Genomic DNA, 19850 nt, shown 5'->3' with positions numbered 1-19850 from the left:
GGCGTCCCCCGGGTCCGGCGGTGAGCCCGTCGTCGCCCGGCCTCCGCGAAGTGGTCGTCACCGCACACGGGAACCGCTGTCGGGCGTGGACTGGCTCAGGTGGTAGATGACGCCGCCTTCGTCGCTGAACCCCTGCTCCGTGCCGCTGGTCGAAGGGCTGAAGACGCGGCAGGAGCAGCCATCGGCGGGAGGCCCCGCCGACGCCTCGGCGTAGTACCAGACCTGACCCACCTCGGCCCTGAACGTGCGGCTGCTTCGCCGTGGCACCTCGATCGCCCGGCGCGGTTCGCACTGAGCGTCGAAGATCCACAGCACGTACGGCTCACTGCTCGTCGAGGCAGTGCCCCGCAGCGGTTCCCCCCACCGGCCCTCGGGGATCTCCCGCCGGAAGAAGACCAACGCGTCATCGCCGTGAATCTTGGCGATGCAGGACCGGTAGAGCGCTGCCCGAGACGCCGGGGTCGGGCCGGGCGCGGCTGTGGCCGACGACGACTGGAGGCTGCTGAGGATGCTCTGCCCGTCACCGGTCGCGACGGCGACGGCCAGCAGGAGGGCGAGAAGCCCGAGGAGAGCCCCGGACAGCCCAATGACGCAGGCCCGGCGACCGCGACCAGCCGATGTCGTGTCTGTCCTCTGAACCGTCAAGCCCCGTTACTCCCTCAGCAAGCTGTCGCCGAGTCTAGGAGGCTTCGCACTTCGGTGTGGTCCCGGAGCCCGGGATCGCTGTCCGCCGGTCGCGTGATCCACTGTGCTGGGAGAGGCAGCGGGTTCACACCTACCGGCCGTCCACCGTGCCCACTTCGCTGCCGTAGTCTCGCGCCCCGAGCGCAGTCGGTGCGCAGTCCGCACGCCGAGGGTCTGGACCGTCGCGCCTCGGCGTCTCGCGAGTGGCAGGTCGAAAGGTTGGTCAGGGAATTGCAGGGATACACGTCGTCCACCGAGGTTGAGCCGATGCCGGCAGGGGGCGCGACTGCCGCTTCGCTGGTCGACGCCGATGCGGCCACGCCCCGCTCCGAACAGGAGCCCGGACTGTCGGTCGTCGCCGCATCGCAGCAGGCCGGCGTGGGCGCGGTGGTTGCGGGCTTCGGGTTGATCGGCGTCGGCGCTGTCGCCGGCTGGCTGATCTGGCGTAGCGGCGCATCCGCGGCGAAGATCCAGCCCGAGGACACCACCGGCGTGTTCCTCACCCTGTTGGTCTTCGCCGCGGCTGTCGAACGGATCCTCGAACCGTTCTCGCGGTGGCTGCCGGGACGCGCCGCCGAGGCCGCGTTGTCCCAGACGATGACCGACGCGAACAGCCGGATCGACGGCCCCACCGAGGCCGACCGTGCGGCGATCGCCGTGGCCACGGCCAAGGTCGCCCGGGCGAAGGCGAACCGCACCATCGTCGCGTGGGGTCTCGCGAGCGGGTTGGCCACCGTGGCGTCCAGCGCCGGCGGGTTCTACGTGCTGCACGCGGTCGCCGGTGCCGACTGGAACGGGGTGGCGGTCTGGGTCGATGCCGTGGTGACCGGTGTGATGGTCGGCAGCGGCACCAAGCCGCTGCACGATCTGATCACCCGGGCCCAGAACGGCCCGCCGTCGCCGTAGCCCGCCTCGGCCTGGCCTGCCGGCTGGTGTTGCTGGAGATCTTGGACAGTTTCCGTCAGGACGTGACGGAAACTGTCCAAGATCTCGTGTCCGAACCTGGAGAGGCGGGAACGAGCGCCCGATCGCGTGGGGTGCCCGGATCTCGTAGGCTCCCAGGTGGTCTCCGCGGTGGAGCTGGTGGTCGAGCACGGGGAGGTGCGCGTGAGCGCGGCACAGATCATCGCGAGGTTGGCGGCGGCGGCGCAGAAGCTGGACGAGGCGAAGGCCAAGACCGCAGCGGCGGCACAGGACGCGGCCGAGGCGCGGGCGCTGGTCGCCGGTGCCCTTGAGGGCGTTGCCGCTGGTCCGCTGGTTGGCATGATCGACTCGTACCGTCAGGCGCTGGCACAGGCCGCCCAGGGTGGCGACCCGGCCAAGCAGCACGTCCAGGAGACGATCGCCAAGGTCCGGGCGCTCGGCAACTGACCACCTGCGAGGGCAGCGCAACCGTGCTCAGCGGGTGATGCGGAACGTCTGCTCGAAGGTCGGGTAGTCGCAGACGTCCTGGTTGCAGAGTTCGAAACCACCGCTGATCAGCGCGACGCCCTTGTGCAGGACCAGCCCGTCGGGCTGCGCCCACGCCCTCCCGGTCACTGCTTGCGGCTCGCCCGTGCAGCTGTTGAGGGGTGCCCAGCCACCCGCGTAGGCGACTCTGTCGCCCGACCGCTGCCGGACGATCAGCTCGGTGGCGCCGGACAGGCCGGCTGGGCAGGTCACCGTGAGGGTGATGTCCACGGCGACGCCGCGTGCGACAAGGGTCGCGGAGGTGACTTCGACGCTGCTGGCCGCGCTCGCCGGGGTCGGCGCGAGCGCGAGGGAGAGGGTCAGCCCGAGTAGTGCGATGGCGGTGATGATGCGGCGCACGATGGTCCTCCTTGCCGGAGTGGGTGCCTACCTGCGGTCACCCTAGCCTGCCCCGGCAGTTACGGATATCAATCGATGCGGTCGATGACGATGACCGGGATCTCCCGGTCGGTCTCCTTCGCGTAGCGGGCGTACGTCGGGAAGACCTTCGTCATCACCGGCCACAGCCGGACGCGCTCCTCGCCGGTCGCGGTCCGGGCCCGCCCGGCGATCCGCTCCGCCCCGACCTGGATCTCCACTGTCGGGTCGGCGGTCAGGTTCAGGTACCAGGCGGGGTGTCTGGCCGCGCCGCCGTTGGACGCCACCAGCACGTAGTTGTCACCGTCGCGCCCGTACATCAGGGCGGTGCGGCGCAGTGTGCCCGATCGGCGTCCGCGGGTGGTGAGCAGCAGCGAGGGTACGCCGTGGAAGGTGCCCCCGTCCGCGCCGTCGGTCTGCACGTAGCGCCGGATGTGGCTGGCGACCCAGCCGACCGGGCTGTCCTCGACCGTTTCGTGCTGCTCGTGGGTGGTCACGCCATCGCCTCCATCGTCGAGCCCGGACGGTCGAGCGGGGTGTCGATCATACGCGGCGGGGGAGGGTCAGCCGCGTGAGCGCGGCAGGCAGCACTTCTTGTACTTGCTGCCGGACCCGCACCAGCAGGTGTCGTTGCGGCCGGGCGGCCAGGCTGTCACGCCGGCCTCGTCGAGGCTGTCGGCGTACTCGTCGAGGGTTTCCTCGCTGGTGGGGTCGCTGCCGGCGGTCTGGGCGAACGCCGCCAGTCCGTCGACGGTGCCGACGATCACGCCCAGGTCGGCGCCGCCCATGCCGGAGGCGTCCACGAGGGCGCGTTCGATCTGGGCGCGGTGCTCGTCCCACGTGGCGGGGTAGCTGTCGACGAGGGTGGGCCAGCGCAGCAGCAGCGCGGTGAACTCCGCCTGCGGCCAGAACAGCAGTGTCGCCGGGCCGTCGTCGAGGGCGTCGAGGGCATGGGTGCTCGCGGCGCGCAGCCGGTCGGCGAGGTTGTCGTACTCGTCGTGCGGTAGGCCCGCCTCTTCGCGCAGGTCGTGCCGTTGCTGGGCCAGGCCGTAGATCATGGCGGCGGCCTCGTCCTGGGCGTCCTCGGACGCGTGCTGCTGGGTGCGGGTCCGCTCCAGGATGGCGTCCAGCGCCCCGGTGAGCCACTCCAGTGCCAGTTCGCCGTGGCCGGACTCGGCCAGCTCGTCGATCAGGTACATGGACTTGGGGTCCGTCTCCAGCAGCGGGCGCAGGGCGGTCAGCTCGGTCAGGCCCTCGTCCGAGCGGCCGAGGCGCAGCAGCAGGCCGCCGCGCACCGCTCGGGCGTACGCGTTGTCGTCCGGCTGTTCGGCGACCGCACGGGTGGCCAGGGCGAGCGCGTCGGCCAGGTCACCGGCCTGCTCCAGGATGTCAGCGGCGACCAGCAGGGCGTACCCGGTCTCGTCGGGGTCCGCCACCCGACCCTCGTCGACGGCGCCCACCAGTTCGGCGACGAGCGCGGCCGGGTCCGGGCTCTCGGAGCCCAGGGCGGCGATCTCTTCGATGCGGTCGGCGGTCAGCAACTCGGACATGGGCGCATCCTGAAAGACGACGGTCGGTGGGCGGGGGAGCGGCCAGCGTACTCCGGGACATGGCGCAGCCCGGGCGGCGAACCGCCCGGGCTGCGCCACGGTCCGTCAGCGGGTCGCCGGCATGGTGGCGAACTCGCCGGCTAGCTCCGACTCGACGATCGTCGTGGCGGACGGCCGGCGACCGGCCGACGCCCGCCGGGCGGACGGGACGGCGAGGGCCGCGAGCGCGGCGGCCAGGGCGATCGCGGTGAGGACCAGAAACCCCATCGTGAAGCCGGCCTCCCGGGGAAGGCCGTTGGCCTGCGGGTGGGCGGTGATCACGCCGCTGACCACGGCGGCGCCGATCGCCCCGCCGATGGTGCGGATGTTGGCGTTCATGCCGGTGGCCACGCCGGTCTGGCTGGCCGGCACGCTGGCGACGATCAGGTTGGCCATCGACGCGAAGGCCAGGCCGATGCCGAGGCCGACCAGGCCACCGGCGATGGCGACCTCCCAGCGGGTGTCGTGTGCGGCGGCGAGCATCGCGGCGGCGACCACGTTGAACGCGGCGCCGGTGGCGAGTTGCGCCTTGGCGCTGAACACGGCCTGGAGCCGGCCGGCGACGAGGCCGGCGACGAACATCGCGACGAGCATCGGCAGCATGAGCAGACCGGCCTGGCTGATGCTGGCGCCGAAGCCGTAGCCGGCGGCGGTCGGGGTCTGCACGAACTGGGGCAGGAACGCGTACACGGAGAACATCGACGCGCCGTAGAGCAGGGCGACCAGGTTGGTGGTCCAGACGCCGGGCAGGCGCATCATCCGCATGTCGATGAGCGGGTTGGCCGAGCGCACCTCGGCGACCAGCCACCCGGCCAGCAACACCACGGCGAGGGCCAGCAGGCCGAGCACCCGGGCGGAGGTCCAGCCCCAGGCCGCGCCCTGGCTGATCGGCAGCAGCAGCGCGACCAGCCAGCCGGAGAGCAGCACTGTGGCGCGCCAGTCGATGCGTCCGGGGGTGCGGACCGGCGACTCGGGCACGAACAGGTGCGCGGCCACGGCGGTCAGCCCGACCACGACCATCGGGATCCAGAACAGCCAGCGGTAGTCCAGCGTGCTGACGATCGGGCCGGCGAGCACGATGCCCAGGCCACCGCCGACGGCGACGATCGCCGAGATGGCGGCCACGGCGGTGGAGACCCGGGCGGCCGGGAACTCGTCGCGGATGATGCCGAACGACAGCGGGAAGACAGCTCCGCCGATGCCCTGGACGACCCGGGCGATGATGAGCACGCCGATGTTCGGCGCGATGGCGGCCAGTAGGCAGCCGAGGGCGAGGGCGGCGAGCGAGACGACCAGCATCCGCTCCTTGCCGACCATGTCGCCGACGCGTCCGAGGATCGGCGTGAAGATCGACGCGCTGAGCAGGTAGGCGGTCAGGACCCAGGTCACTGTGTTCTGGGAGGTGTGCAGGTCCTGCTGGATGGTCGGCAGCACGGGGGTGATCAGCGATTGGAGCATCGCGAAGAACCCGGCGCCGGCCGCGAGCACGGTGAAGGTGAGCCGACGCGAGCCGCGTCGGGAGGTCACTGCCACGAGAGATAACTCCCTGATTACGTACGGGATGGAGGCGTGTGGCCCGTCGTCTGTGACGGGTCGTTTGTCGGGGTCCGGGCGATCGGGGTGGCCAGGCGGCGATCGGGCGGGTCCCGAGGTAAGCTAACCGGAGGCAGGCCTCCGGGATTCCGGAGGGGTGCCTCCACTAAGTTAGTGGAGGGTTGCCTCCGGATGCAACCAGGGTGAGGTGACGCACGTCATGACCAGCGCGGGGCAGGTGCCCGAGGTCTTCGCCCAGCGGCCCAAGCGGGCCGACGCGCGGCGCAACTACGACGCCCTGATCACGGCGGCGCGCGAGGCGTTCGCCGAGAACGGGGCCGCCGCCTCGCTGGAGGACGTGGCCCGCCGGGCCGGGGTGGGCATCGGCACGCTCTACCGCAACTTCCCGACCCGCCGGCACCTGTTCGAGGCCGTCTACGTCGAGGAGGTCCGGGAGCTGTGCCACTCCGCCGAGGGCCTGGCCGAGCTGCCGCCCTGGGACGCGCTCGTCGCCTGGCTGCACCGCTTCGTCGCGTACGTCGCCACCAAGCGGGCGCTCGCCGAGCAGTTGCTGCACGACTCGGAGATCTTCGCCAGCTGCCGCACCGAGATCTTCTCCGCCGGTGAGCCGCTGATGCGTCGCGCGCAGGCCGCCGGCGTGGTTCGTGACGACATCGGCTTCGACGACGTGGTGCGGCTGATCAGTGGCCTCACCATGGCCCAGTTCCCGTCGCCCGAGCAGCGCGACCGGGTGCTCGGCGTGGCCCTGGACGGCCTGCGCCCGCCGGCCGCCCCACGCTGAGAGCCAGCCGCGCCCTGGTCGGCCGGGTCGCGTCGACGCCTCCGGCGGTCAGCGGTCGACCAGCAGCAGCCACTCGTCGTCGAGGCGTTCCACTGTGGTGTCGGCCGGCCAGCGGTGACCGGGGTCGGCCACCGCCCGGGCCTGCTCGACCTGCGGCGGCCGGCTGAACCGTGTGTCGCGGAAGCTGGCCATCCGGTGGAACCGGGCCCGGCCGAAGTTCGCGGCGTCGAGGAAGTGCGCCCGGTCGAACAGCGCCTCCGCGCCGAACACCGTCCAGCGGAACAGCGCCATGTTCGTGAAGCGGACCGAGTGGAAGCCGGCCGCCCCGCCGAACTCGGTGTGCTCCATCGACACCGCGCCGTCGAAGACGGCCTCCCGGAACGAGGTGGCGTCCTCGAAGCGGGTCGCGTCGAAGCTGGTCGGTTGGCCGAAGGTCACCCGACGACATGAGGTCGGGCCGGCGAAGCGGGACCGTCGGCAGGACAGACCGTCGGTGAACGCGGCCCCGTCGAAGGTGGCCAGACCGCTGACGCGAACGCCGTCCAGCATCACCTCGCCGTCGGCCGCGAGGTTGTCGAAGAGCACGTCGTCGAAGGTCGCCGCCCCGAGCAGCAGCCGGCCCCGCGTCGTCGCGCCGGCGAAGGTGGTCGTGCCGGTGAACACCGCCTCGGTGAAGTTCGCGTCGACGAGCGTGCAGCCGGCGGCGTCGAAGTCGACAAGCTCGGCGCCGGCCAGGTCGAGCGTCAACTCCGGCCAGAAGGCGTCGTCGTCGGCGGCGCGCAGGTGCCGGGTGAGCACGCGCTGCGCGCTGCGCCGGACCTCCGTCTCGCGCGGCTCCCCGTTTGGCGCCGGCATCCGCAGGTACGCGCAGAGCACCGCCGCGATCGTCGGGCGCTGCCCCGGATTGTCCTGACCGAGGCGCTCCAGCGCGTGCAGGCCACCGAGGCGTACCGCCGCGCTGTCGTTGCCGAGCAGCTCCACCGCTCGGGTGTAGAGCTCGGTCAGCCGACGTTCCGCCGCGTCGTGCTCGGCCGCCCCGGACTGCCGATCCTGGTGGCGCTGCGCGGCCTCGGCCACCGCCTCGGCGTGCGCCTGCACCCGGTCCCGGTGCACCTGGTCGCGGGCGGCGACGCTCTCCTGGTGTCGCTGCGCGCGTTCGGTGATCCACTGGCGGCGGGCGGCGAGCAGCAGCGCGAGCCCTCCGCCGGTGCCGGCGACGACGGTCAGGCCGGTCCGGATCGCGTCGATGCGCAGCGTGGCACGGGTGTCGGGTTGGCTGGCCCGGTCGGCCTCGGTGAGCAGCAGGTCCAGCACCAGCCAGCCCAGGACGACGGCGGCCAGCAGGCCGACCAGGACCAGCCACCACGGCATCACCCGCAGCTCGCGCTCGGTGGGTTCGTCGACAGCCACGGCCACAGCATGCCAGTGAGCGTCCGGGGTCCGATATGGAGCGTGGCGGTATGACCGTTTACACCCCCGGCGGAACAACGGGTTACCGGCGCGTAACAAGTCATTGACGTTTCCAAATTGTTGCGGGCATCATCGCCGCACGGTCGACCGGACACCCCCACCCACCTGCCCGGTTCGCCGGGCGCCTCCCCCCGGAGGTGCAGCGATGCTGCTCCGAAAGACCGCCCTCGTGCTGGCCCTCGCCACCGCCGCGCTGCTCGCGTCCACCGCCACGGCGACCGCGGCGCCCGCCGACCCGGCCCCCACCCCCTTCGCCGCCGCCGTGGCGGCCAACCCCGTCATCGTGGTCGGCGGGCTCAGCGGCGTCGCCGTCGCGTACGAGCCGATCGCCGCCCGGCTGCGCGCCGACGGCTACCGCACCTTCATCTACCAACTTCCCGGACTGGGCCTCGGTGACATCCCCACCTCGGCCCGCGCGTTCGCCACCTACGTCAACCAGGTACGCGCCAGCACCGGCGCAGCGACCGTCGACCTCGTCGCCCACTCCGAAGGGGGCCTGGTCAGCCGGTACTACCTCAAGCGGCTCGGTGGCACCGCCGCCGTCGGCCGGTACGTCAGCCTGGGCACACCCCAGTACGGCACGTACGTCGCCAACATCGTGGCGTTCCTGGGGCTGGGCACCTGCGCCGGAGTGGTGGCCTGTCAGCAGATGACCATCGGCTCGGCGTTCCTCGCCGACCTCAACGCCGGCGACGACACCCCGGACGCGGTGCGCTACACCACCATCCGCACGCTGCAGGACGAACTGGTCCGGCCGACCGGCAACGCCGCCGTCAACGACGGTGCGACGAACGTGCTGATCCAGGCGTACTGCCCGCTGCGGGTGGTGGGGCACCTCGGCCTGGTGCTCGACGGCACGGCGTACACCATCGTGCGCGGCGCCCTGGTCGACGGCCCGGTGCGCCCCAACTGCCTGGCGCTCTGACCCGCCCGTGCGGGTGGTCCCGCCGGGACCACCCGCACACGGATGCGGATCGGTAAGTGTCGGTTGCCCGACGTTCCCGGAAAAGGGTGTGGCAGACATCAGATGTTCCCGATAACCTGCTGCGACTGTCCACTGGCGACGGAGGACGGGTGACCCTCCCGAAGGAGCAGCGCGCATGACCGAGCCGCACACCGTGCCGCCGGAGAACACCCCGCCGACAGTGCCGCAGCTCGACGTCCGGGCCGCCGAGCCGCCAGCGGCCGACCCGCCGTCGTCGGTCGGCGGGTTCGCCGACCGGCCACCGGGTTATCCCAGCGCGCTGGTCTGGTTGCGGGCCGGGATCCTGCGGGACTGGCGCGGTGTGCTGGGCGCCTTCGCCGCCACCTGGTTCTACCTGCCGATCGGGCTGCTGCTGGCGTTCTGGGGCGGCCTCAGCCTCGGCGTCGTCGGCCTCTTCGCCGGCGGCATCGGGGCTGACGACCAGGTGCCGCAGGTGCTGCGCGACGCGCCGCTGATCGGCTCCCTGCTGGAAACGTTCATGAGCCGCTCCGCCGGAGTGCTCGGCGGCGTCGTCGGCTTCGCCGTCGGTTTCGTGGGCGGCTTCATCTCCGTGCTGGTGCTGCCCTGGGTCGGTGCCGAAGGACCGCTCCCCGTGATCGCCGGCCTGCTCGGCACCGTCGCCGCGGCGGCGCTGATCGGGGTCCTCTACACGCTCTACCGCGTGCTGCTGGAACCGCGACTACTGGTCGTCTCCGGTGCCCGCCAGCCCAGCCGCCGCGAGGCGGCGCGGCTGCGGCCCGTGCTGGACGACTGTGCCCGACGACTCGGCCTGCCCAGCGTGCCACGGTTGCTGATGGAGGACGACCCGGTCCTGAGCAACGCCCGCACCTACGCCCGGCACGTGGTGGTCACCACCGCCGTGCTGACCGAACCGGACGACGAGATCGCCGCGCTGTTCAGTCACGAGTTGGTGCACTGGCGTACCGGGGACGAGATCACCAGCGCCTTCGTCCGTGGTGTCGGTCTGCCGCTCACCCTCGCGCACGCCCTGCCGACCTGGCTGATGCGGACGTTCCCGCACCCGGCCACCAACTTCGTGGTCTTCCTGTTCTTCTGGCCGGTGCTGCTCATCATGCGGTACGTGGTGCTGCCGCTGCACGCCCGCGACGTCCGGGCCGCGGAGTACCGGGCCGACCTCGGCGCCGTGCTCACCGGGCACGTCGACGGGATGCGGCGCATCCTGGAGCGCCGGCTGTCCTTCGAGTCCGGCCGCAGCGGCTGGGACGAGGCGGTCTGCGCCACCCACCCGCCGCACGAACTCCGGCTCGACGCGCTGGAAAGGGCCTCGGTGGCCGGCGCGTCCGCCGGTGCGGACGCCGCCGCGGACGTCACCGTCGAGCGGCTGTTCGGGCACACCGGCGCGGTCGGCACCCGCCGCACCTGGCTGCTGGTCGGCGTCCTCGTGCTGGTGGCCTGCGCCGGCACCGGCGGGCTCGGGGTGGTGCAGTGGGCGTTCTTCCGCCCCCAGGCGACTGTCGACGGCTACTTCGCCGCGCTCGCCGACCGGGACAGCGACGCCGCACTCGACCTCCTGGCCGACGGGAGCAGCGCCCCCGACCGCGAGCTGCTCGCCCAACTGCTGCGCGGCGAGGGCTACCAACCACCGACCGACGTCGAGATCAGTTCGCTGGAGCGTGACGACGACACCGCCACGGCCACCGTGACGTACCGGCTGGGCGGTGAGCGGCAGACCGCGACACTCGGCCTGCGTCGCGACGAGCAAACCACTGCCGGGATGTTCCACGGCTGGCGGGTGAGCGGAGGCCTGACCTCGCTCGGTGTCGCGATCGGCGGCCCCGGGGTACGACTCAACGGCGTCGAACTGCCCGGCGGCACCGACGGCCCGGCGCTGGCGCTGCTGCCCGGCGGCTACACCGCGACCGGGCCGTCCAGCGCGCTCAGCGAGACGCCCACCGAGACCTTGGCGGTCGGTCCGGGGCAGGACACGGCCACCCTGCAACTGGCCCCGGTGCTCAAGCCGGCGGCGGTCGAGGCCGTCGACGCCCGGGTGCGCGCCTGGTTGGACGAGTGCGCCAAGCAGACGGTCCCCGCGCCACCGGGCTGCCCGTTCCGCTACTACGGCGGGTCCGCGCAGAAGGTCACCTGGAAGATCCTGGAGTACCCGAAGCTCGCCATCGAGTTGACCGGCCCGGCCAGCGCCGAGGTCACCACCCCGAGCGAGACCCGGGGTCAGGTGCAGGTCAGCGGGACCAACACCTACTTCGGGGGCGACTCACCGTTCACCGACGACGACCCGTTCTCCGTCACCGGTGTCGTCACCGCCGACGGGGAGGGTGTCACCTTCCGCCCCGCCACCAACTGACCGGGAGAGTCCGTGACCGACAGCAACACCGCCGCCCGGCTGCCCGTACGGCTGACCATCAACCCCCGGCAGCGACAGCAGCCGTCGGTCGACCTGCTGACCTGGATCCACCGCCGGCCGGAGTACCGGCCGGTGGTCCGCCAGGCCGGCGGCGGCGGGGGCCGGCCGGGCTTCAGCGACGCGGTGATCATCGCGGTGCTGGCCCAGGGCCTGCTGCCGGGTCTGTTCAACCTGCTGCAGTCCTGGGTGGACCAGCAGCGCACCGAGGCCAGCATCCGGATCCAGTCCGGCGACACCGAGGTGGAGTTGCAGGTGAGCGGGCGCACCGACTCGGCGCGCCTGCTGGCCCAGGCGACCGAGGCGCTGCGGGCGGCCCGGGAGCCCGGTACGGACGCCGCCGACTGAGTCGACGGCGTCCGGGTCGACTGGTTCGGCGGCGTCCGGGGAGCGGTCAGCTCGCCTTGGCGAGCGCCTCGAACTCGTCGTCGGTGAGCCGCACGTCGGCGGCGCCCACGTTCTCCTCCAGGTGCGCCACCGAGGACGTACCGGGGATCGGCAGCATCACCGGTGAGCGGCGCAGCAGCCAGGCCAGCGCGAGCTGCGCGGGCGACGCGCCGTGCGCGGTGGAGATGGCGTCCAGTGGGCCGCCCGGGCGGGCCAGCTCACCGGTGGCGATCGGGAACCACGGGATGAACGCGAGGTCGTTGCGCTCGCAGTACTCCAGCACGTCCTCGGCGCTGCGGTTGGCCAGGTTGTACAGGTTCTGCACCGACACGATGTCGGTGATCGCCCGGGACTCCTCGATCTGCGCGACGCTCACCTCGGACAGCCCGATGTGCTGGATCTTGCCTTCCTCCCGCAGCAGGGCCAGCTCACCGAGCTGATCGGCGAGCGGCACCTTCGGGTCGATCCGGTGCAGCTGGTACAGCGGAATGCTGTCCAGGCCGAGGTGGCGCAGGCTCAGCTCGCACTGCTGGCGCAGGTACTCGGGGCGGCCCAGCGCCCGCCAGTCGCCGGGGCCGGAGCGGCTCAACCCGGCCTTCGTCGCGATGACCAGGTCATCGGCGTACGGGTGCAGGGCCTCCCGGATCAGCAGCTCCGAGACGAACGGCCCGTACGAGTCGGCGGTGTCGATGAACGTCACGCCCAGCTCGATCGCCCGGCGCAGCACCCGAACGGCCTCAGCCGGGTCCTTCGGGTCACCCCAGACACCCGGACCGGTGATCTGCATGGCCCCGTAGCCGAGCCGGTTGACGGTGACGTCGCCACCGATCCGGTACGTGCCGGACGCCTTCGCGGGTTGCTCACTGATATTTGTTGCCATTGCCCGATCCCCAATCGTCTCGTCGTGGCGGGCGTGGACAGCGCGGGCGTGAAGAGCCCACCCGCCACTGATGGATCATCCCCCGGAACTCCGCTGCCATGCCGCCGGTCGGTCGAGTGTGGGCGCGGACACGCCGTGGGCGCGCCGAGCCGAGTTGCCGGGAAGCACCCGGTACGACCGGGGTGTCCGTGCGACGCTGGCCGGAGCCGGTGCGTTTCCGGCGCGACGGCGGAGGGAGCACCCATGGGAGTGCCGCAGGTCAACTTCGCGCTCGACACGTACGAGTGCATCGTGATCTATCCCGGCGCGGCCGGGCGGGCCCTGCCCGCCGAGACGGTGCAGCGGTTGCAGGCCGAGCACACCGAGCACATGCAGGCGTTGCAGCGACGCGGCATCATCCTGGTCGCCGGCTCAGTGGACGGGCCGGCCCGCGAGCCGGATCCGCCGATCGGGTTCGGGCTGGCCCGCACCGGCAGCGTCGACGACGTCCGCAGCGTGCTGGAGGCCGACCCCGCGGTGCAGGCCGGGCTCTACCGGGTGGAAGTGCTGACCTTCCTCTGCCCGGCGGGTTCCCTGGAGTTTCCGCTGGTCAAAGCGGGGAGCTGAGCAGCCGTCCATCGGTGGCTGTCGTGATGGCGACGGCGCTCGCCCGCCTGCCGATGCTACGGTCGCGCCCTGCGCGGGCCGCCGCCGGGGCGTACCCGGTGTCGTGGGTCGGCCCCGGTCGAGGAGTCGCCATGACCTCCGCCGCCACCGGTGATGTCGCGTCCGCCGCCGCCCGACTACGTGCCCTGCTCGGCGACCGGCTGCACGAGCCGGGCGATCCCGGTTACGCCGCCACCACCCAACTCTGGAACGGTGCGGTGGCGCGGACGCCCGCGCTGGTCGCCCACTGCCAGGAGGCCGACGAGGTGGCCGAGGCGGTCCGCGTCGCCGCCCGCTGCCACCTGCCCGTCTCGGTCCGCTCCGGCGGGCACGACTGGGCCGGCCGGGCGCTGCGCGACGGTGCCCTGGTGCTCGACCTGACCGGGCTGCGCGCCGTCCGGGTCGACCCGGACGCGGCCACGGTGACCATCGGCGGCGGCGCCACGGCGGCCGAGCTGCTCGCCGCCGCCCGCCCGTACGACCTGGTGGTGCCGACCGGCGTGGTCGACGCCGTGGGGATGGCCGGGCTCACCCTCGCCGGCGGGTACGGCCCGCTGTGCGGTCGGTTCGGTCTGTCCCTGGACAGTCTGCTCGGCGCGCAGGTGGTTCTCGCCGACGGCCGCCGGGTCACCGCCGACCCGCGCCACGACGCCGAGCTGTACTGGGCGCTGCGCGGCGGCGGCGGGAACCTCGGCATCGTCACCGAGCTGCGGTTCCGCGCGCACCGGCTGCGCGGGGTGCTGGCCGGCATGATCATGTTCGCGCTGTCCGAGGCCCCGGCCGTCCTGCGCGGCTATGGCGCGCTGGTCGCCGAGGCGCCGGACGAACTGACAGTGATGGCCGGCTTCCTGCCCGGCCCGGCCGGCGAGCCGGTGATCTTCGTCTGCCCGTTCTACAGCGGCCCGGACCTGGACGCCGGGCTGCCGTGGATGGACCGGCTGCGCGCGCTGGGCACCCCGCTGGTCGACCAGATCGGCCCGATGCCGTACGCGGACGCGCTGCGGATGTTCGACGGCGGAATGGTCGACGGCAACCACTGCCTGCTACGGACCCGATGGCTGCCCGCGCTCACCGACAGCACCGTGGACACGCTCGTCGACGCGGCCCGGCAGGTCACCTCGCCGTTCTCCGCGCTGGCAGTGCACCACTTCCACGGCGCGGCCACCCGGGTCCGACCCGCCGACACAGCGTTCGGACTGCGTGCCGACCACCTGATGACCGAGATCATCGCGGTGTGGGCGCCCGGCGAGCCGGCCGGCCCGCACCAGGAGTGGGCCGAGCGGACCTCCGCGGCGCTCGCCCCGCAGGCCCTGCCCGGTGGTTACCCCAACCTGCTCGCCCCGCAGGAGACCGACCGGGTCCGGCTCGCCTACGGCGCGAACTGGGCGCGGCTGCGCCACGCCAAGCGCCGCTACGACCCCCGTGACCTGCTGCACGCGGTGCCGACCCTGCCGCCCTCGGTGCACCCGGAATGAGCCGCCGCCTGCCGCCCTCGGTGCACCCGGAGTGAGCCGCCGCCTGCCGCCGTCGGGGCGTCCGGAGTGAGCCGCCGCCGGGAGCACCCCGACAGCGCACGCCACCGGAGGCGTACGATTCCCGGCGCGCGGTCGCTGATGCCCGTCGCCACAACGTTCCCGGTGCGGTTCCGCCCGCCGGCCCGACGCGCGCCGCGCGTCGTTGGACACATGTTCCGCTGCCTGCAAGGGGTCGGACCCGAGTCCGACCTGAAGGAGAGACTAGCCTGATGGGCGTGACACGCCGCGCGAAGATCGTCTGCACTCTTGGTCCCGCCACCTCGTCCCCGGAGCGCATCCGGGGTCTCGTCGAGGCCGGCATGAACGTGGCGAGGCTGAACTTCAGTCACGGCAGCCACGCCGACCACGAGGCGGTCTATCGACTGGTCCGGGAGGCGTCGGAGGCAGCGGGTAAGCCGGTCGCCGTCCTCGCCGACCTGCAGGGCCCCAAGATCCGGCTCGGTCGGTTCGCCGACGGCCCGCACGAGTGGCGCACCGGTGACTCGGTCGTCATCACCGGCGACGACATCATCGGCACCAAGGAGCGGGTCTCCTGCACCTACCGCAAGCTGCCGCAGGAGGTGAAGCCCGGTGACCGGCTGCTGATCGACGACGGTCGGGTCGCCGTCGAGGTCACCGACGTCACCGGCAACGACATCCGCTGCCTCGTCACCGAGGGCGGCCCGGTCTCCAACAACAAGGGCGTGTCGCTGCCCAACGTGGCGGTCAGCGTGCCCGCCATGTCGGAGAAGGACGCCGAGGACCTGCGCTTCTCCCTGGGTCTCGGTGTCGACCTGGTGGCGCTCTCCTTCGTCCGCTCCGCCGAGGACATCAAGCTCGTGCACGGCATCATGGCCGAGGAGGGCGTGTTCCGGCCGGTGCTGGCCAAGGTCGAGAAGCCGGAGGCGGTGGAGCACCTGGAGGCCATCGTGCTGGCCTTCGACGGCGTCATGGTCGCCCGTGGTGACCTCGGTGTCGAGATGCCGCTGGACGAGGTCCCGCTGGTGCAGAAGCGCGCCGTGCAGCTGTGCCGGGAGAACGCCAAGCCCGTCATCGTGGCCACCCAGATGCTCGACTCGATGATCGAGAACTCCCGCCCCACCCGGGCGGAGGCGTCCGACGTCGCCAACGCGGTGCTCGACGGCGCGGACGCGGTGATGCTCTCCGGCGAGACCAGCGTCGGCAAGTACCCGGTGCTCACCGTCAGCACCATGGCCAAGATCGTGACGACCACCGAGGCTGGTTCGATCGGGGTGCCGCGGTTGCAGCACGACCCGCGTACCCACGGTGGCGCCCTCACCGTCGCCGCATCGTCGATCGCCCGGGCCATCAACGCCAAGGCGCTCGTCGCCTTCTCGCAGACCGGTGACACCGTGCGCCGGCTGTCCCGGCTGCACTGCGACCTGCCGCTGCTGGCCTTCACGCCGGTCCCCGAGGTGCGCGACCAGCTCGCCCTCACCTGGGGCGTGGAGACCTTCCTGATGCCGTTCGTGCAGCACACCGACGACATGTTCCGCCAGGTCGACCAGGCGCTGCTCGGCCTCGACCGGGCCAACCCCGGCGACTACGTGGTGATCGTGGCGGGTAGCCCTCCCGGCACCCCCGGCTCGACCAACACGCTGCGCGTACACCAGCTCGGCTCGCTGGTCGACGCCGCGTCGGCGCGGGCGCTGCAGTGAGCGACGGTCGGGTCGCGGTCGGCCAGGCGGCGGTGGACCAGCTGCTGGAGGTGCTGGACCTCGATCCGACCGGGGAGATGACCTTCCGGGGGATGAGCCCCCCGGTCGGCCCACAACGGGTGTACGGCGGCCAGGTTGCCGGCCAGGCCCTGGTCGCCGCCGGCCGCACCGTCGACCCGGAGCGGTTCGTGCACTCGCTGCACGGCTACTTCGTCCGCCCCGGCGACCCGGTCGAGCCGATCGAGTACCAGGTGGAGAACATCCGCGACGGGCGGTCCTTCTCGGTCCGCCGGGCCGTCGCCCTGCAGCACGACAAGCCGATCTTCTTCATGTCGGCGTCGTTCCAGCGGGCCGAGGAGGGCCTGGACCACCAGGTCACGGCCCCGCTGGACGTCCCGATGCCGCAGGACGTGCCGACGATGAGCGACCGGCTCTCCCGCTACCCGGAGCGGCTGGGCATCTGGGGTCAGATCCCGCGTCCGATCGACGTGCGTTACGTGGGTGAGCCCGGCTGGGTCCGCCCCGGCGACCGGCCCGCCGACCCGCACCAGCGCGTCTGGATGCGCATCGACGGCAAACTGCCCGACGACCCGCTGCTGCACGCCTGCGCGCTCACCTACGCCTCGGACCTCACCCTGCTGGACTCGGTGCTCTCCGCGCACGGCGAGGTGTGGGGGCCGGGCGGGTTGGTCGGCGCGAGCCTGGACCACGCGCTGTGGTTCCACCGGCCGTTCCGGGCCGACGAGTGGTTCCTCTACGACTGTTTGAGCCCGTCCGCGTCCGGCGCGCGCGGGCTGGCCACCGGCCGGATGTTCACCACTGACGGCCGGCAGATCGCCAGCGCCGTCCAGGAGGGTCTGCTGCGCCGCGTCGGCGCCTGACGCGTCCACCCATCCCCGCCAGGCTCCTGGCGGGGATGCGGCGGGTCAGGCCTGGTAGATGGCCTCTCCGGCGATCTCGATCTGCACCGTCCTGCCGACCAGCACCCCGCCGCTCTCCAGGACGACGTTCCAGAGCAGGCCGTAGTCCTCGCGGTTGATGCTCGCCGTCGCGCTGAATCCGAAGATGTTCTGCCCGTACGGATCACGACGAGCGCCGCCGAAATTCACCTCCAGGTCGACGGCCCGGGTGATTCCCTTCACGGTCAGCTCACCGGTGAGGACGAATCGTCCGGGAATACCGTCGGACTGCGGCGGAACAATGTGACTCCGGCCTCGTCCGCCCAGCCGGTGGTTGCGCAGGCGCGCCCACTGGAATATGGGGTCCTCGTTGCCCTGCCATGTGATACCGGTGCTTCGATATTCGAGGGTGGGAAAGCGCTCCACGTCGAGGAAATCGGCACTCTTCAGATGCGTGTCCCGATCGACGCTCCCGGTGGTGATGCTCGCCGACATGATGGTGGCCGTCACCGAGAAGAGCAGCGGGTCCTCGGCGACGGTGATCTGCGCAGTGGCCTCGGCGAACTCGCCGCGTACCGGGCTGACCATCATGTGCCGGGACAGGAAACCGATCCGCTTGTGCGCCTGATCGAGAAGATAGGTGCCGGCGACCGGGATGGTCATGCCATCCCAGGTGCGGGTCGCGATATCGGTCATCGTGTTGCCTTCCCCCCGAGCGGACCCGGGTGTTTATCAATATGTTGCTGGCGGCCGGGTAAAGGGCCGGACATTCGTCTTCACGCCCAGCATAGGGACGCTCCGGGCCGGCATTTCGGCCGCCACCGCGCGGTGGATCATGACGGGCCGCACCGGTCAGTTCCGGCGGCGCGCGTCGGGTGCCGGCGGCGGCACTTTTGATCGATGCGTGGCCGATCGGCCGAGGGTCGCCCGCCTGCCCGGTTGACCAGGGACTAACCTTGCCGGCATGCGCCTCTCCGCCCGGGTCGACTATGCCCTCCGCGCGGCCGCCGAGCTTGCCGCGACGGCCAGCGGTCCCGGGCGCGGCCGACCGGTCACGGCCGACCAGATCGCCCGTGCCCAGGAGATTCCGCCGAAGTTCCTGGAGAGCATCCTGCTGCAGCTGCGCCGGGGCGGCATCGTGCACGCCCAGCGCGGCCCGGAGGGCGGCTACTGGCTGGCCCGCCCCGCCGAGGAGATCTCCCTCGCCGAGGTGATCCGGGTGATCGACGGCCCCCTCGCCCACGTCCGCGGGCAGCGCCCCGAGCAGCTCGGCTACCACGGCCCGGCCCGCGCCCTCCAGGAGGTCTGGATCGCGCTGCGGGCGAGCGAGCGGGAGATCCTGGAACTGGTGAGCGTCGCCGACGTGGCAGCGGGCGCGCTACCCGCGCGGGTCACCGAGCTGGCCGCCGACCCGCGCGCCTGGATCTGATCGCCGGCCCACCACCCGGATCGGCGTCACCCGGGCGCTGACCCGGCGCGTCCCATCCACCGATCGGGGGCTTGACCCTGGCTGCCCCATCCCGCATTGTCGACCAAGTCGATAGGAGATGCCGAAAAGTCAGGGGGCGCTCGTGCGCAAGCTGTTGGTCCTTGCTCTGGTCGGGCTCGTCGCGCAACTGATCGATGGTTCGCTCGGCATGGCGTACGGCTTGACCTCCTCCACGCTGCTGCTGGTCGCCGGGGTCGCCCCGGCCGCCGCCTCGGCCTCGGTGCACCTGGCCGAGATCGGCACCACGCTCGCCGCCGGCGTCGCGCACTGGCGGTTCGGCAACGTCGACTGGCGGGTCGTGACCCGCATCGCGCTGCCCGGCGCGATCGGCGCCTTCGCCGGCGCCACAGTGCTCAGCTCGATCTCCACCGAGGCCGCCGCGCCGTGGATGGCCGGCATCCTCTTCACGCTCGGCGCGTACCTTCTGGTCCGCTTCGCCCGCCCGCTGCGCACCGACCGGGTCGGCGGACGGCTCCGCGGTCGTTTCCTCGGCCCCCTGGGCCTGGTCGCCGGTTTCGTCGACGCGACCGGCGGCGGCGGGTGGGGCCCGGTGGCCACCCCGGCGCTGCTGGTCTCCGGCCGGATGGAACCCCGCAAGGTGATCGGCTCGGTGGACACCGCCGAGTTCGTCGTGGCCGGCGCGGCCAGCATCGGCTTCCTGATCGGGTTGGGCTCGGAGGGGTTCCTGCTGCCCACCGTCGCCGCGCTGCTCATCGGCGGGCTCATCGCCGCCCCGCTGGCCGCCTGGCTGGTGCGTATCGTGCCCGCCCAACTGCTCGGCGCTGCGGTCGGCGGGGTGATCGTGCTGACCAACGCCCGCACCCTGCTCCGCTCCGCCGAACTGGGCGGCCCCGCCCGCCCCGCCGTGTACGCGCTCCTGGCCGCCGGCTGGCTGGCCGCCCTGGTGCTGGCCGTGCGCGCCCTGCGCCGCACCCGCCACGCCCACGCCGAAGCCGCGCCCGCTCCCGCCGGGGAGTCTGCCGCTGGTGCCGCGACGTCCCGCGCCGCCGCTGCCGGCGAGGTCCCGGCCGATCTCGCCGCGACGGGTACCCCCACCGCACGTTGACCCCCCCCGCCGTCCGCGCCC

At 72.4% G+C, this 19850-nt stretch carries 20 protein-coding genes; 12 read left to right on the top strand and 8 right to left on the bottom strand.

The features are described from left to right. Positions 1-57 precede the first annotated feature (57 nt). A complete protein-coding gene (locus tag ACX27O_RS29060) occupies positions 58-645 on the bottom strand; it encodes a hypothetical protein (RefSeq protein WP_458940420.1) in 588 nt (195 codons plus the stop codon). Positions 646-951: 306 nt separating this feature from the next. Between ACX27O_RS29060 and ACX27O_RS29055 the strand changes: the two genes are divergently transcribed. Continuing rightward, positions 952-1590, top strand: coding sequence for a hypothetical protein (locus ACX27O_RS29055; RefSeq protein WP_358128147.1), 639 nt, complete (start codon positions 952-954; stop codon positions 1588-1590). A gap of 201 nt (positions 1591-1791) precedes the next feature. Continuing rightward, a complete protein-coding gene (locus ACX27O_RS29050) occupies positions 1792-2055 on the top strand; it encodes a DUF6244 family protein (protein ID WP_030334392.1) in 264 nt (87 codons plus the stop codon). A gap of 27 nt (positions 2056-2082) precedes the next feature. Here ACX27O_RS29050 and ACX27O_RS29045 read toward each other — a convergent pair whose 3' ends face one another. The 4 genes from ACX27O_RS29045 to ACX27O_RS29030 form a co-directional block, all read right to left on the bottom strand. Then, positions 2083-2493: a hypothetical protein gene (locus tag ACX27O_RS29045; RefSeq protein WP_030334390.1), complete on the bottom strand. Its 411-nt coding sequence runs from the start codon at positions 2491-2493 to the stop codon at positions 2083-2085. A 68-nt stretch (positions 2494-2561) separates the two neighbouring features. Beyond that, complete coding sequence (locus ACX27O_RS29040) at positions 2562-3008, bottom strand: nitroreductase family deazaflavin-dependent oxidoreductase (protein WP_030334388.1); 447 nt, start codon at positions 3006-3008, stop codon at positions 2562-2564. Positions 3009-3074: 66 nt separating this feature from the next. After that, positions 3075-4061 carry an SEC-C domain-containing protein gene (locus ACX27O_RS29035; RefSeq protein WP_458940419.1) on the bottom strand — a complete coding sequence of 329 codons (987 nt, stop codon included), beginning with the start codon at positions 4059-4061 and terminating at the stop codon, positions 3075-3077. A 105-nt stretch (positions 4062-4166) separates the two neighbouring features. Further along, entirely contained in the window at positions 4167-5633 is a 1467-nt protein-coding gene (locus ACX27O_RS29030; RefSeq protein WP_030334385.1) for an MFS transporter, read from the bottom strand. Positions 5634-5853: 220 nt separating this feature from the next. Here ACX27O_RS29030 and ACX27O_RS29025 point away from each other — a divergent pair, with 220 nt between their 5' ends. Then, complete coding sequence (locus ACX27O_RS29025) at positions 5854-6435, top strand: TetR/AcrR family transcriptional regulator (protein ID WP_156057719.1); 582 nt, start codon at positions 5854-5856, stop codon at positions 6433-6435. Positions 6436-6483: 48 nt separating this feature from the next. Here the strand turns inward: ACX27O_RS29025 and ACX27O_RS29020 are convergent, their stop codons facing one another. Beyond that, positions 6484-7845, bottom strand: a complete 1362-nt coding sequence (locus ACX27O_RS29020) for a pentapeptide repeat-containing protein (protein ID WP_358128151.1) — start codon at positions 7843-7845, stop codon at positions 6484-6486. A gap of 205 nt (positions 7846-8050) precedes the next feature. Here ACX27O_RS29020 and ACX27O_RS29015 point away from each other — a divergent pair, with 205 nt between their 5' ends. The 3 genes from ACX27O_RS29015 (at position 8051) to ACX27O_RS29005 (ending at position 11618) form a co-directional block, all read left to right on the top strand. Continuing rightward, the gene (locus ACX27O_RS29015) at positions 8051-8830 is read left to right on the top strand and encodes an esterase/lipase family protein (RefSeq protein WP_458940418.1); all 780 of its coding nucleotides are present in this window, start codon (positions 8051-8053) and stop codon (positions 8828-8830) included. A 175-nt stretch (positions 8831-9005) separates the two neighbouring features. Next, positions 9006-11213, top strand: coding sequence for a M48 family metalloprotease (locus ACX27O_RS29010; protein ID WP_210866177.1), 2208 nt, complete (start codon positions 9006-9008; stop codon positions 11211-11213). Positions 11214-11225: 12 nt separating this feature from the next. Continuing rightward, entirely contained in the window at positions 11226-11618 is a 393-nt protein-coding gene (locus ACX27O_RS29005; RefSeq protein WP_030334374.1) for an effector-associated constant component EACC1, read from the top strand. A 46-nt stretch (positions 11619-11664) separates the two neighbouring features. On the opposite strand, the gene ACX27O_RS29000 is transcribed toward ACX27O_RS29005, so the two are convergent. Then, complete coding sequence (locus ACX27O_RS29000; RefSeq protein WP_030334372.1) at positions 11665-12537, bottom strand: aldo/keto reductase; 873 nt, start codon at positions 12535-12537, stop codon at positions 11665-11667. A 243-nt stretch (positions 12538-12780) separates the two neighbouring features. Between ACX27O_RS29000 and ACX27O_RS28995 the strand changes: the two genes are divergently transcribed. The 4 genes from ACX27O_RS28995 (at position 12781) to ACX27O_RS28980 (ending at position 17256) form a co-directional block, all read left to right on the top strand. Then, entirely contained in the window at positions 12781-13143 is a 363-nt protein-coding gene (locus tag ACX27O_RS28995) for a YciI family protein (protein ID WP_030334370.1), read from the top strand. A gap of 131 nt (positions 13144-13274) precedes the next feature. Beyond that, entirely contained in the window at positions 13275-14657 is a 1383-nt protein-coding gene (locus ACX27O_RS28990; RefSeq protein ID WP_458940417.1) for an FAD-binding oxidoreductase, read from the top strand. A 269-nt stretch (positions 14658-14926) separates the two neighbouring features. Beyond that, the gene (gene pyk, locus ACX27O_RS28985; protein WP_030334367.1) at positions 14927-16375 is read left to right on the top strand and encodes a pyruvate kinase; all 1449 of its coding nucleotides are present in this window, start codon (positions 14927-14929) and stop codon (positions 16373-16375) included. Then, positions 16372-17256 (top strand): acyl-CoA thioesterase, encoded by an 885-nt coding sequence (locus ACX27O_RS28980; RefSeq protein WP_030334365.1) that lies wholly within the window; start codon positions 16372-16374, stop codon positions 17254-17256. The genes pyk and ACX27O_RS28980 overlap by 4 nt, the downstream gene beginning before the upstream one ends. Before the next feature lie 45 nt (positions 17257-17301). Here the strand turns inward: ACX27O_RS28980 and ACX27O_RS28975 are convergent, their stop codons facing one another. Next, the gene (locus tag ACX27O_RS28975; protein ID WP_458940416.1) at positions 17302-17970 is read right to left on the bottom strand and encodes a YceI family protein; all 669 of its coding nucleotides are present in this window, start codon (positions 17968-17970) and stop codon (positions 17302-17304) included. Positions 17971-18238: 268 nt separating this feature from the next. Here ACX27O_RS28975 and ACX27O_RS28970 point away from each other — a divergent pair, with 268 nt between their 5' ends. After that, positions 18239-18703 (top strand): RrF2 family transcriptional regulator, encoded by a 465-nt coding sequence (locus ACX27O_RS28970; protein WP_030334362.1) that lies wholly within the window; start codon positions 18239-18241, stop codon positions 18701-18703. A 142-nt stretch (positions 18704-18845) separates the two neighbouring features. Further along, positions 18846-19829 (top strand): sulfite exporter TauE/SafE family protein, encoded by a 984-nt coding sequence (locus ACX27O_RS28965; RefSeq protein WP_458940414.1) that lies wholly within the window; start codon positions 18846-18848, stop codon positions 19827-19829. The last annotated feature ends 21 nt before the right edge of the window (positions 19830-19850 follow it).

This window comes from Micromonospora sp. SD19 (assembly GCF_054462275.1).
Note: the sequence above shows the minus strand (reverse complement) of the source record. Positions and strands in the feature narration are given on the sequence as shown.